Source organism: Vibrio sp. L85 (assembly GCF_963871815.1).
GTDB lineage: Bacteria > Pseudomonadota > Gammaproteobacteria > Enterobacterales > Vibrionaceae > Vibrio > Vibrio harveyi.
In genome coordinates this window covers 1-13,471 of record NZ_CAWMYL010000243.1, presented here as the reverse complement: position 1 = coordinate 13,471, position 13,471 = coordinate 1, and the positions used below count along the sequence as shown (strand labels likewise).

The following is a 13,471-nucleotide window of genomic DNA, read 5'->3' as shown; positions in this document are numbered from 1 at the left end:
ACTTTACGTTTTCAACCCCATTCCGTTCAATTTTTAGATAGGGCGTACACTATCTTTATCAAGCTCTGCTGTAAATCGACGTTCGATGAACTGTACGTGTGGATCGTTTTCTAAACTGATCAGAGCCTGTTGTAATTTCTCTTGGTAGAGCCTATCTCTTAACTCTAGCGGGGTTTCACCATTTTCACCGACATCAATGCTTAAATGGCACTCTTCCCCTAGTACTGTATTGAGAGCATTTAATAACTCGCTCTGCGCTCTATCGGTGTTGAGGTGAGCTTGATTGCCTCTTAATTGTAGTGAAACCGTTGAACCTTCTTTATCAAAGTGCGAGTTCAAAGCCAATTGTTCCACCAATTTAGGTGTGTCCATTTGGCTAATTAGATTCGCCCATTCACTTCTTTCTAGAGATTCATCCACCAGCTTTTGCGCCATTTCTGGCGTTTTTTCATGTTCTAACGCTTGTTTGAGCTGCGTCGGTGTCAGTTCCGTATTGGCTTTCTTTTCGACCGGTTTTGTTGGTCGCCAACGGTATGCCTCATCCTCTGGCTCTTGATTTTCAGCTTGAGGAGTAGATTTAGGCGACACCTGCGCAGAATTGCCATGCAATTGCGCTAAACGGTCAATAACCGATTCTTTTTGTGCAGGTGCCGCTTTAGGCTTTTTTGGACCACCAGTCGGAGCCGTTGCTTGTTGTTGTCCTTGACGCTGTGAGCGCAATTGATGGCGTAAACCACTCAAATTACCGCGAGAAGGCGCACTTTGTTGTGGCTGAGACTGTTGAGGAGCGTGCTGCGTTGGCGCAGGATTCTCACTCATTGGTGGAGCCATGTCATATTGCGGTGGTGCCATATCGTATCCACCCTGATACTCAGGTTGATACTGTGGCGCTTCGTTCTGCGTCGCTGGTTGGCTCATCGGTTGAGAAGCTGCATGCTGTGGCGCTGATTGCGCTGGGCGGCTTTGCATCTGCTGCATTGGCGCTTGTGCTGCAGGTGTTTGTTGCTTCGATGGCTGCAGTTGAGGTGATTGCTGCTGTGGAGCAATTTGTGGTTGGCTCACTGTCGCAGTCGGCGCGACTTGAGGCTGCGATGAGGTAGAAATTACGTTTGCGTTGTTATTTGCTGACGGACGGAATGCCATCATACGCAATACAATCATTTCCATGCCGACGCGACCATTTGGTGACATCGTCAGGTCTTCACGACCTTTCAAGGCGATCTGGTAGTAAAGCTGAACATCTTGCGGTGTCAGAGCTTTACTTAATAATTCAATTTTTTCAGCATCAGGCTGCGATTGGTCCAAAGTCGAAGGCAGAGCTTGGTGCATCGCAACACGATGAAGCTGAGAAGCTAATTGCTGTAGTAACCCATCCCACTCTACACCATTTGATGCGAGTAGTTGGATTTTATCCATCACTTGTTGAGGTTGCTTACTACTGATTGATTCCAGCAAATGGATAGCTTGGTCTGTATCAATCGTACCCAGCATATGGCTAACGATGTCAGTTTGAATCGTACCGTTACCAAGGGCGATAGCTTGGTCAGTTAAGCTCAGTGCATCGCGCATACTGCCATCTGCAGCGTGCGAGATCATGCCAAGTGCTCTTGCGTCTGCAGAGACTTGTTCTTTTTCCAAAATATGGTCAAGTTGCTGATGGATATCATCAACACTGATTGGCTTAAGATGGAACTGCAAACAACGTGACAAAATCGTCACTGGCAGTTTCTGTGGATCTGTCGTTGCCAACAAGAACTTCACATACTCTGGCGGCTCTTCCAATGTCTTTAACAGCGCGTTGAAAGAGTGGCGCGAAAGCATGTGTACCTCATCGATGAGGTACACTTTAAAACGTCCGCGAGCGGGTTTGTATTGAACGTTGTCTAACAGTTCACGAGTATCTTCAACTTTAGTACGAGAAGCTGCGTCGATTTCAAGTAAGTCTACAAAGCGACCCTCATCAATCTCACGACAAGTATCACATTTCCCACAAGGGTTAGCAGTGATCCCTGTTTCGCAGTTCAAGCCCTTAGCAAACAGGCGGCCAATTGACGTTTTACCAACGCCTCGCGTGCCACTGAATAGGTACGCATGGTGTAAGCGATTTTGCGCTAACGCGTTTTCCAGAGCAGTTAAGACATGACTTTGTCCAACCACTTGATCAAACTTGTTAGGACGCCATTTTCGCGCTAAAGCTAAATAACTCATTGAATGTATTAGTGTCCTTCAAACTCGCAAATGCTGTATACGTTAAGACCTAGACCTTCTAGGCGCTTATCACCACCAATTTCTGGTAGGTTAATAACGAACGCAGCGTGCTCTAATTCACCGCCAAGCTGACGGATCAGTTTTGTTGTTGCTTCGATTGTACCGCCAGTCGCTAGCAGATCGTCAACAACCAATACTTTATCGCCTTCTACGATTGCATCAGTATGAATCTCTAGCGTATCCACACCGTACTCAAGCTCATAAGATTGAGCCACAGTAGGACGAGGTAGTTTGCCTGGCTTACGCACAGGGACAAAACCCACACCCAGTTCAAGTGCTAGAGGCGCACCAAATAGGAAACCACGAGCTTCTGTGCCGACCACTTTCGTGAAGCCCATGTCTTTGTAACGTTCAACTAATAGGTTAATCGTTGCTTGGTACGCTTTTGCGTCTTCCAGTAGGCTAGTTACGTCGCGGAAAAGAATGCCTGGTTTTGGGTAATCTTGGATGCTTTTGATGCTAGATTTGATCAGCGAAATTGTTTCTGTAGTCATAATACCGATTTACTTAGATTGGCTCATCACCCTCTGTTCTTATCGCAGTATATATGAGGGCAATAAACAATAGGTTTTCAGCGCGACGTACTCATTATTTTAAAAGTTACAGGCGCTGAAAATACAAACGCCCACTCGAAGAGCGGGCACACTATTCTCTACAATCTTAGTGATTTTCTTCTCGGTCAGCAACCAGCTCAGTCACAGGTAGACGCATAAACCAGCTCAGTAAAACGATTAGCATCACTAAAAGCGCAATTTTTACCCAGACAATGGGAGCAACCAGAATAGATACGGTAAAACTGAGCACGATAAATACAGCACCACGCTGCTTCACTTTTCGTGTAACCGCTCGGTGTTTGTGCCAGTTTTCTAGCATAGGTCCGAACGTTTTATGCTCATGCAGCCAACGATGAAAAGCAGGACTACCACGCATAAAACAGGCGCTGGCTAATAGAATAAAAGGTGTGGTTGGAAGTAATGGAAGGACGATACCAGCAATGCCAAGTATCATGCAGAGTCCACCAGCAATATTGAAAAAGTAACGCTTAATACGAATGGTGGACTCCAAAAAACAATCGTTTAATTAAAAACCTGCGTAACCGTTCAGTACGCGAATCCAGGTTAGCGTTGCAGGTAAAGTTGGGATCAAAAGAACTGCAATGAAACCTAAAAAGTAAAAAATATTATAAGGCTCTTTAAAATCTTTGTCTGCCATGATGCTTCTTCTCACTTGTTGACTTAGCTTTCTCCCAATTACATATCGTTAAATTATCGTTACGCAAATGGGTCATTATTGTTTTAAGCGCTGACTATACCTTAAACAGCAAACGCTAAACACCAACAAAAAGTAAGGCTATTGTGAGAATGATTATTAATAAGATATAGGATTTTAAACAATAAAAAAAGCAGCACATGAGTGCTGCTCGTGAATTTCTGAATTCATTACATTAAACGATTCAATCGTACAATGTTTAGGCTAAAGCTTGAGGTCCCTAAGCAGCCAATTGAAAGCTGTCCACCTGTGGTAATTGGAAGTTCGCGGGTAATAAAATTCTTCATACTACCATCACCAAGACGATTGCCGGCCGCGATGTGTTGATTAACGTGTCCATCAGACCACTGGCTGTCCAGACCTGCCGGCAATATAGAGACTGACGATGATGCTAAATCAGCCACGCCGAACACTGCATTTACTGCACCTGCACACTCTGAACATTGTATGCCCTTTTCAATGATCTCAACCATGTCTTTAAGATCGGCACTAAAGCTTTTTAAGTTGCGTAGATAATCATCAAACAGAGCTCTCACCAGTAATGTGGTTGCTACGCCGTCTTGCTGCAGTGAAGCCGAATCCACAAGGTAGAAAGCAAATTGCCCGTTCATTAACCATCGGTAGTCAAACACCAATGGCATCACGTCTGTCGATTGCAGTAATCGGTACGAGCACTTCCAATCTCCCTGAGAGGTGTCTTTCTCAGGCAATAGAGCGTGCAACAAATCACGCGCTGCATTCGGGTTTTGCTGTAGATACTCAAGATGCCAATGAAGCTCTTGGTCATCTGGCATCTCTCCACCATCATCAACTCGGAACCACTGGCTCGAAAAATCTCGTTGTTCAGCAAAGTGGCAGTCCGAATCTTCCAGCGTATTGTCAATCGCTTGAGAGAGATGGTGATAATTTCCAATAGGTTTTGGTAGGAAGTCTTTGATACCAAATCGAAGCGCTTTTGCCACGTCAGACATTTCGTCTGTACCTGACACCACGATCAATGGCATCGATGGATATTCTAGGCTTACTTCCTCCACAAACTCGATTCCGTCTAAAACGGGCATGGATAAGTCGCATAAGACAAGGTCAGGCTCGCACTCACGCAATTGCTGCAGTGCTTCTAAACCGTTTTCAGCTTCTACTACCTTGTAACCCTGACTTTCTAAATAGACACTAGTTACTCTACGAAATATGGGGTCATCGTCCACCAACATGATGAGCTTGTGATTGACCACTTCCTGCGCCGAGACCATTGCCGTTTGACCGTGAGTCTTAAACATACCTTTGCACCTCACAAAGCTCAGTCAAAAAACAAATTTATACGTTATTATTTTTGTTGTATTCACATCTTACAAAACGTTGTGCAGCAAGACGTCAGGCCCTTTCACCTTGTTATAAACCGTAGCCTTAAATTGACGTTTATACAAATATTCCATGGTTTATCAGTATTTACTAAGAGCGTCCTGCTGTGTTCAAATGGTGCAACATGTTGACTTAAAGCAAACTTTGATCACAAAGTTAATTATAAATTAGCCATAAACGGTAATTTAATGTGTCTGGAAATATGAAATTAGATGATCTAAACCTGTTTCGATTGGTTGTCGAAAATGGGAGCTATACCGCAACTTCGCGAAAAACCATGATTCCGGTGGCAACCATCACCCGACGCATTCAAGCGCTAGAAGACTCTGTCAATCTTCGATTGCTGAACCGTCATGCGCGTAAGCTTTCTCTCACTGAAGCTGGAGAACGCTTTTACCATGAATGCTCACCTCTGCTGCAACGCCTAACCTCGACAGCTGAGGAAATTACGGATGACTGCCGCGGTGCATCGGGCAAAATCAAAATTTCTGCGCCGTACAATCTGACGAAGCGCATGATGATGCCAATGTTCAATTCGTTCATGAAGCAGTACCCAGATATCAACATTGAGTTGACGACGGAAAGCAATGCGGATCAACTTGATCCGACCGAATGGGACGTGATCTTCCGTGTTGGTCCGCAACGTGATTCAAGTCTGATTGCACGCAAAATTGGTGAAGTAAAAGATATTTTGGTTGCAAGCCCTGACTACTTAACGGCGAACCCAGCTCCAAATCACGCTGAGGAGCTTTCTAACCACTCTTTGCTAAAAGGCTCACCGCTTATCAAGTGGACACTGATTAACAGCAAAGGAGAGTCTGTGGTGAACGTAGAGCGCGGTCGTTTTCAAGCAAACGCACTTAACGTGGTTCGTAGCTCTTGTTCAGAAGGTTTAGGCATTACTTTGATGCCTGACGTGATGATCAAAGAGTACATCGAAAGCGGCGATCTTGTGCGCGTACTACCAGATTGGAGCGCAAACCCGCGTGACATCTACATGCTCTACAACCACAAAGACCACTTACCTGAAAAGGTACGCTTATTCATCGACTTCGTGATTGCTTACAACATTCACTAAGCTAAAAACATAAGCCGATAGAAAACAAAAACCAGAGCCGAAGCTCTGGTTTTTTTATCTCTTGAGAAGTGCGATTTAAGCGCCTTCGTTGTGCAACTCTAAGTTTGCTAGGTCTTGCTGGATTTCGCGCTGTGTTTTCGCATCATCGTTGCGCAGACCATCAAGGAAATCCAGATATTGCTGGTCAATATCACCCGTTACGTACTCACCGTTAAATACGGATGTATCAAACGTAGTGATATCTTGGTTACCAAGACCAACTGCCTCGACTAAATCATCGAGACGTTGATAAATCAGAGCATCCGCACCGATTTGCTTGCAGATGGTCTCGTTATCGCGTCCATGAGCAATCAGTTCTGTCGCGCTTGGCATGTCGATACCGTAAACATTCGGGAAACGAACTTCTGGCGCGGCAGAAACCATAAACACTTTGTTCGCACCGGAATCACGAGCCATCTCAATGATCTGCTCTGAAGTCGTACCACGTACGATAGAGTCATCGACTAGCAGGACATTTTTGCCCTTGAACTCAGAGCGGATCGCATTGAGCTTGCGACGTACCGACTTCTTACGTTGCTGTTGTCCCGGCATGATAAAGGTACGACCTACGTAACGGTTTTTCACAAAACCTTGGCGGTATGGCTTATCAATCGCTTGAGCAATTTGCAGTGCGATATCGCAAGATGTTTCTGGAATAGGAATAACCACGTCGATGTCTAAATCTGCGTAGTCTTCGCTGATACGCTCACCGAGCTTCTTACCCATTTCAACACGAGCACTGTACACTGAAATCTTATCGATGAATGAATCTGGACGAGCAAAGTAAACGAACTCAAAAATACATGGGTTCAGCTTAGGGTTGTCAGCACACTGCTTAGTGTATAGCTCACCGTCAAATGTCGCGTAAATTGCCTCACCAGGCGCCACGTCGCGAACAAAATCGAAGCCAACAGCATCCAATGCGACAGATTCTGACGCCACCATATACTCTGTTCTGCCGTTTACTTCTCGCTTGCCAAGACAAAGAGGACGAATGCCGTGAGGGTCACGAAATGCAATCATACCGTGACCAATGATCATCGCTGTTACTGCGTATGCACCGCGAATGGTGCGATGCACATTAGTCACCGCGCGGAACACGTCTTCAGAAGTCACGTTACCTTTAACGGTGTCGATTTCATGAGCCAGTACATTAAGTAACACTTCTGAGTCTGAAGTGGTGTTGATATGGCGGCGGTCTTTTTCAAACAGCTTCTGACGAACTTCATGAGCATTTGTCAGGTTACCGTTGTGGGCAAGTGTAATACCGAAAGGAGAGTTTACGTAGAAAGGTTGAGCTTCTGAGGCGCTTGAGCTACCTGCAGTAGGGTAACGAACATGACCAATACCCACCTCACCTTGCAAGCGTTGCATGTGTCTTGCTTCGAACACATCCTTCACTAAACCGTTCGCCTTGCGCAGACGAAAACGATTGCTTTCTATGGTACAAATACCAGCGGCATCTTGGCCACGATGCTGTAACACCGTTAACGCGTCATAAATAGACTGGTTTACAGGCGTTGTGCCCACGATTCCAACAATACCACACATGTCCTAATCCTCGATTTGCGACAGTAGCTGGCACTACTAGATAGTGCCAGACAGAAAACTTGATGTTGCTTTTAAATGCTCGAAGAATGGGGCGATGATACGGCTGAACTCAGGGACCAACTGTGACTCTTTCCACCAATCCGAGCTTGGGAATGCAGTAAACGCATCCATAAAAAACAGCACCGCAGAAACAATCAGTACTCCGCGTAAACCACCAAACACCACACCGAGAATTCGATCGGTTCCTGATAGCCCTGTTTTTTGTACCAGTTGACCAATGACGTAATTCACCACTGCACCAACCACTAGGGTTGCGACGAATAACGCCGCAATTGCGGCTCCGTTTCGAAACATTTCATCTTCGATGTTGGTGAAGTACACCGCCAATTTGGCGTAGTAGTTACTGGAGATAAAAAATGCTCCGAACCAAATCACCAAAGACAAAGCTTCTTTAGCAAAACCGCGAACTAAACTGATCAGAGCTGAAAATCCGATCACACCTAAAATGACAAAATCTAACCAATTCATGTTTTCTTCATCTTAAGTTGGCGCGCATTTTAACAGAAAAAATGCTGACGCAAACGTTTTCTTATGGATTTAATGGCTTAAATTTAAGCAATTGACCTTTTGAGCCTGTAATTTTTTGTAATTCCTTGACCTGTCGTTCAAGTTTACTTTTTGATACATCAGGACCAACAATTACTCGAGTAAAGGTATTCTCTTTTTTTACATGAGCTTGATACCCGCGCTTCTGTAAATCCTCTACCAATGCAACTGCATTCTCATGATTTTTCAGTGCCATCAATTGAATGATCCAAGCCGAATCCTCATATTGATTTTTTTCTTCAACCGGACGAACAGCGACCTCTACCTTTTCAGGCTGCTTGTTCGCGTGTTCAGGTTGAGTAGCAGGCTCTGTTTTTGGTACAGAAACGTCAACTGGAGACACTTCAGATTCATCCACCGTCGCAGTTACCGGAGATTCTGGTAACGAAACGTTGTCTTCTTCAGGTTCCAAGATTTCAAAGTTTTCCACATCGCTATCAAGTTCTGGTTTGATAGGAATGCTGGCAAACTCTTCTTTGTAGTGCAGTTTCTTACCATCTAGGACGTCAGGGAGCACAATGACCCCCACCGCGACTAGAATGATGGTGCCGACTAAACGACTTTGGAATTTACTTGCCATCAAATTACCTTTGATTACTCATTATTTGATTGCCAATGCTCCAACACCTCGCCCACAGTATGGAAGGAACCAACCACCAAAATGACATCGTCGTGAGCTGCGTGAGTCTTCGCGCTCTCAAACGCCTCTACTGGAGCTTGGAACTCAACTTGACCTTGAGGTAAGTATTGGCAAAGTTCACCTGCTGTCGCTGCTCGTGGACCTGTCAACGATGCTGGATACCATTGCGTTGCAATTGGAGTTAATGCTTCGATTGTTGCTTTGATGTCTTTATCGTGCAGCATAGCAACCACAACGTGGATGTTCTTATCCGCGTATTGACGTTTCACCTTCTCAACCAAGTATTCAGCTGAATGAAGGTTGTGTGCAACATCAAGGACGATTTCCGGACCCGTTTGCAAAACCTGCATTCGGCCAGCCAAGCGAGCATTATTCAAGCCATTAACGATATTAATGTCAGTGATTTGCAATTCTGACGCGCCGAGAGCCATTAACGCTGTTGCTGCATTCGGTAACGGTAGAGATGGCAATGGCAGATCTTCTAAATCAAATGCGCCACTGCTCCACTTCCAACCTTTCTCAGTTATCTGGTAATCAAATTGAATACCGACTTGGAAAAACTCAGCTTGAATATCATCAGCATGGGCAGCAACCGTCGCCGGCGGTGTTGGCTGACCACAAATTGCAGGTTTGCCCGCACGGTAAATACCGGCTTTCTCGAAGCCAATCACATTGATGTCATCGCCCAGCCAATCAACATGGTCGATAGCCAAGCTAGTGATAACAGACACGTCATGGTCAACCACATTAGTCGCGTCTAAGCGTCCACCTAGACCAACTTCTAACAGGACCACATCCACTTTCTCAACTTGGAAAATACGAAGTGCCGCTAACGTACCAAATTCAAACAAACTTAGGCTTATCTCGCCGCGCTGTTTTTCGATGTAATCGAACGCCTCACAGTGTTTGCTATCTTCTGCATCGACGCCATTGATACGTACTCGCTCATTGTAGCGAATCAGGTGTGGTGAACTGTAAACACCGACAGAGTAACCGGCATCTAATAGAATGGCTTCCATCAACGCACATGTTGAGCCCTTGCCATTGGTGCCGGCAACAGTAATCACAGTAGGAGCTGGTTTGGTAAGGTTAGCCTTTTGCGCTACCGCTTGAACGCGGTCTAAGCCAAGGTCAATCGCTGAAGTGTGGAGATTTGTTAAATAATCAAGCCACATCGTTAGAGGAGATGTGGCTTGAGGAATAGAGTTTTGGGTCATCTAACTTTAACCATTAATTTCTTTGGTTTTTATGTTAGTTGATACTTTACCCTTTTTCGTCCGCTTCTGGTACAGAATATGGCTCTTCATTTGGAGATTCGTTAACCGAAACCACCATAGGAGACTTGTGGTTAGTTAGCTTAGCTACTAGACCACCCACACGCTGACGCATTTCACGACGGTCAACGATCATATCGATCGCACCGTGCTCAAGAAGGAACTCGCTACGTTGGAAGCCTTCAGGAAGATCTTCACGTACTGTCTGTTCAATTACACGGCGACCAGCAAAGCCGATAAGTGCTTTAGGTTCACCAATGTTGATGTCACCTAGCATTGCCAAACTTGCTGATACACCGCCCATTGTTGGGTCAGTCAGTACAGAGATGAATGGCAAGCCTTTCTCAGAAAGACGCTCAAGTGCCGCACTGGTTTTCGCCATTTGCATTAGAGACATCAACGCCTCCTGCATACGCGCACCACCACTTGCTGAGAAACAAACAAGTGCACAGTTGTTTTCAATTGCTGCTTCTACTGCTTTTACAAAGCGCGCACCAACAACAGAACCCATTGAACCGCCCATGAAAGAGAACTCAAAAGCACACGCCACTAGTGGCATGCCCAACAATTCACCTTGCATTACGATCAGTGCATCTTTCTCACCACTGCTCTTTTGTGCAGCAGAGATACGCTCTTTGTAGCGTTTAGAATCTTTAAACTTCAGTTTATCTTGCGGCTCAAGCTCAGTACCAAGTTCCACACGGTTACCTTCATCTAGGAATGTTTCTAGACGACGGCGCGCTTTCATACGCATGTGATGGTTACACTTAGGACAAACTTCTAGGTTACGCTCAAGCTCAGCGTGGTATAAAACCTGCTCACAAGAAGTACATTTGGTCCACACGCCTTCAGGAATAGAAGCTTTACGTGAACTTACTAGGTTGCTTTTCTCTAAAATCTTTTCAAGCCAACTCATGGAAGACCTTTTCTCTCAACTCTTCCGCTTCATTGCGAAAGATATAAATTCGGGAATATTGCGGATGGATTAAAACATATCTTGCCGCGACTGTAGATAAAAAACTGGTTGTACCTATTTTTGATATCATTAATAACGCACAGTTTCAGCACGTATCCAGCCTAAAGTACCGATATTTTGAAACAAAATCGCAAATTTAGTTCAAATTATCTGGCAAAAACAACGGACCGATCGGCACACGTGGCAATCCAAACTCTTCTGGGTAGTCCACATCCACCAGATATAAGCCTTCAGCTTTGGCGGTCGCGCCTGCTAATTTACGGTCTTTCGCTTCTAGTAGCCATTTTATCCATTCTGGTTTTTCTTCACCACGACCCACTTTGATCAAGCTACCGGTGATGTTGCGCACCATATGATGAACAAATGCATTGGCTTTGATATCAATCACGATGTAGTCACCATGGCGAGTTACGTTAAGGTGCATCAAGTTACGGAATGGGCTCAATGATTGGCAATGCGCAGCACGGAATGAGCTAAAGTCGTTCTCACCCAATAGATACTGCCCTGCTTCATGCATTTTCTTCTCGTCAAGTTCACCATGGTAGTGGCTCACCCCAGAATTCAAAATACCTGGACGCAGTGCATGATTGAAGATGATGTAGCGATAACGACGCGCAGTTGCAGAGAATCGAGCATGAAAGTCATCGTTCACTTCCACTGCCCAGCGGACAGCGATATCACTTGGCATGTTTGCATTTGCACCCATAGTCCAAGCCACCATTTTACGACTCACGTTGGTGTCAAAGTGAACAACCTGACCAGTGCCATGCACACCAGCGTCTGTACGACCTGCACACTGAACTTCAACAGGGTGATTCGCTACCACAGACAATGCTTTTTCTAGCTCTTCTTGGACGCTTTTCACTTCTCTTTGACGTTGCCAGCCAAAGTAGTTTGTACCGTTGTATTCGATACCTAATGCGATTCTCATTTTAACCTTCGAACTCTAAAATGGGGCGGGAAGTATATACGTAAGTCCTTCCAGATACAAAAAGGGCAGCGTTTGCTGCCCTTTTAGTTACCGACCGTTAATCGTATCGATAAGGTTTTTAGCCTCTCGGCGAATATCATCTTCTCCGTAGACAATCGCTTCTTCTAGCAACTTAATCGCGCCTTGAGGATCGTTCATCTCAAGGTAGATTTTTGCGAGATCCAGCTTACCTGCAGCTTCTGCATTGGTATCTACATCGACATCGCCAATATCACCAATCACGTCAGGAAATTCGTTCAGACCCACATCGAGTTTGAGATCTTGCTCTTCAAACTCGCCACCGTCTTTATCCACTTGCGCCATCAACTCATCAATCGTCATGAATTGATTCTTCTTAGGATCAAAGTCCGTTAAGTCTTCTTGCTCACCCCAGTTTTCTTGCGCGATTTCTGGCTGTGCTAACGCGTCAGACGAACTCCATACTTCACGCTGATCTTCTGGTACCTCTGTTGCTGATGAAGTGCTTTCTGGCGACAGTTTAAAGCCGTCCCAGTCATCACCAACATCCAGCATAGTCTCGAAGTCCATACCAGCGCTTGCAATCGTGTCACTATCTAGCTTGCCATCAAAGACCTCGGATTCAGCATTTTCCGATAACAGGTTCGCCATCGCTGATTCTTCGAAGTCATTTAACTCTGACTCAAAGGCATTGTTCGCTTCTGGCTCCACATCGGCACTGAAAGCTTCTGGTTGCGCAAAGACTTCGAACAAAGCATCGTGGTCATTATCAGCTTGCAACACTGGCTGAGGCGTTTCTAAGCGCTCATTCGATGCTTCTGGACTAATAGTGTCAGATTCAGCAGTTGATGGTTCTTCTGCCATTGATGCTAGCGCATCTTCTTCGCTGAATTCAGGAAGCTCTAAGTCGTCGAAGTTGAACTCTTCTTCTGCTTCCGCAACTGACGCTTCAACATCGGCTGTTTCCGATTCTGTTAGCGCTGGCTCATCTGCCATTGACGCTAACGCATCTTCTTCGCTGAATAAGCTCTAAGTCGTCGAAGTTGAACTCTTCTTCTGCTTCCGCAACTGGCGCTTCAAGATCGGCTGTTTCCGATTCTGTTAGTCTTCTTCTGCGTCCGCAACTGGTGCTTCAGGCTCAGCCATTTCCGATCCTGTTAGCGCTGGCTCTTCTGCCATTGACGCTAGCGCATCTTCTTCGCTGAATTCAGGAAGCTCTAAGTCGTCGAAGTTAAACTCTTCTTCTGCTTCCGCAACTGGTGCTTCGACATCGGCTGTTTCCGATTCTGTTAGCGCTGGCTCCTCTGCCATTGACGCCAGCGCATCTTCTTCGCTGAACTCAGGAAGCTCTAAGTCGTCGAAGTTAAACTCTTCTTCTGCGTCCGCAACTGGTGCTTCAGGCTCAGCCATTTCAGATTCTGTTAGCGCTGGCTCCTCTGCCATTGACGCTAGCGCATCTTCT

12 protein-coding genes and 1 pseudogene are annotated in these 13,471 nt (G+C 45.5%); 1 reads left to right on the top strand and 12 read right to left on the bottom strand.

Features of this window, described 5'->3' with window-relative positions:
- Positions 1–33 precede the first annotated feature (33 nt).
- From dnaX to AACR11_RS22835, 5 genes are all read right to left on the bottom strand, one after another.
- Positions 34–2,208 carry a DNA polymerase III subunit gamma/tau gene (gene dnaX / locus AACR11_RS22855; RefSeq protein ID WP_029790294.1) on the bottom strand — a complete coding sequence of 725 codons (2,175 nt, stop codon included), beginning with the start codon at positions 2,206–2,208 and terminating at the stop codon, positions 34–36.
- A gap of 8 nt (positions 2,209–2,216) precedes the next feature.
- Positions 2,217–2,762, bottom strand: coding sequence for an adenine phosphoribosyltransferase (gene apt, locus AACR11_RS22850; protein ID WP_005452085.1), 546 nt, complete (start codon positions 2,760–2,762; stop codon positions 2,217–2,219).
- A 166-nt stretch (positions 2,763–2,928) separates the two neighbouring features.
- Entirely contained in the window at positions 2,929–3,333 is a 405-nt protein-coding gene (locus AACR11_RS22845) for a YbaN family protein (protein ID WP_005452088.1), read from the bottom strand.
- A 15-nt stretch (positions 3,334–3,348) separates the two neighbouring features.
- On the bottom strand, positions 3,349–3,480 hold the full coding sequence (locus tag AACR11_RS22840; protein ID WP_005452089.1) for a hypothetical protein: 132 nt from the start codon (positions 3,478–3,480) through the stop codon (positions 3,349–3,351).
- Between the two features lie 227 nt (positions 3,481–3,707).
- Positions 3,708–4,814, bottom strand: coding sequence for a response regulator (locus tag AACR11_RS22835; protein WP_029790293.1), 1,107 nt, complete (start codon positions 4,812–4,814; stop codon positions 3,708–3,710).
- Between the two features lie 284 nt (positions 4,815–5,098).
- Between AACR11_RS22835 and AACR11_RS22830 the strand changes: the two genes are divergently transcribed.
- Positions 5,099–5,974, top strand: coding sequence for a LysR family transcriptional regulator (locus AACR11_RS22830; RefSeq protein ID WP_005452091.1), 876 nt, complete (start codon positions 5,099–5,101; stop codon positions 5,972–5,974).
- 75 nt (positions 5,975–6,049) lie between these two features.
- Here the strand turns inward: AACR11_RS22830 and purF are convergent, their stop codons facing one another.
- The 7 genes and pseudogenes from purF to AACR11_RS22795 all read right to left on the bottom strand — a co-directional run.
- On the bottom strand, positions 6,050–7,564 hold the full coding sequence (purF, locus tag AACR11_RS22825; RefSeq protein WP_009698549.1) for an amidophosphoribosyltransferase: 1,515 nt from the start codon (positions 7,562–7,564) through the stop codon (positions 6,050–6,052).
- Between the two features lie 36 nt (positions 7,565–7,600).
- Positions 7,601–8,092 carry a CvpA family protein gene (locus AACR11_RS22820; RefSeq protein ID WP_005432921.1) on the bottom strand — a complete coding sequence of 164 codons (492 nt, stop codon included), beginning with the start codon at positions 8,090–8,092 and terminating at the stop codon, positions 7,601–7,603.
- A gap of 61 nt (positions 8,093–8,153) precedes the next feature.
- Positions 8,154–8,750 (bottom strand): SPOR domain-containing protein, encoded by a 597-nt coding sequence (locus AACR11_RS22815; protein WP_005452093.1) that lies wholly within the window; start codon positions 8,748–8,750, stop codon positions 8,154–8,156.
- 14 nt (positions 8,751–8,764) lie between these two features.
- A complete protein-coding gene (folC, locus tag AACR11_RS22810) occupies positions 8,765–10,027 on the bottom strand; it encodes a bifunctional tetrahydrofolate synthase/dihydrofolate synthase (RefSeq protein ID WP_029790292.1) in 1,263 nt (420 codons plus the stop codon).
- 46 nt (positions 10,028–10,073) lie between these two features.
- Positions 10,074–11,000, bottom strand: coding sequence for an acetyl-CoA carboxylase, carboxyltransferase subunit beta (gene accD, locus AACR11_RS22805; protein WP_005452095.1), 927 nt, complete (start codon positions 10,998–11,000; stop codon positions 10,074–10,076).
- A gap of 196 nt (positions 11,001–11,196) precedes the next feature.
- Positions 11,197–11,991 (bottom strand): tRNA pseudouridine(38-40) synthase TruA, encoded by a 795-nt coding sequence (gene truA, locus AACR11_RS22800; RefSeq protein ID WP_005452100.1) that lies wholly within the window; start codon positions 11,989–11,991, stop codon positions 11,197–11,199.
- A gap of 87 nt (positions 11,992–12,078) precedes the next feature.
- Positions 12,079–13,471 (bottom strand): annotated as a pseudogene (locus AACR11_RS22795) (FimV/HubP family polar landmark protein); the annotation flags it as partial.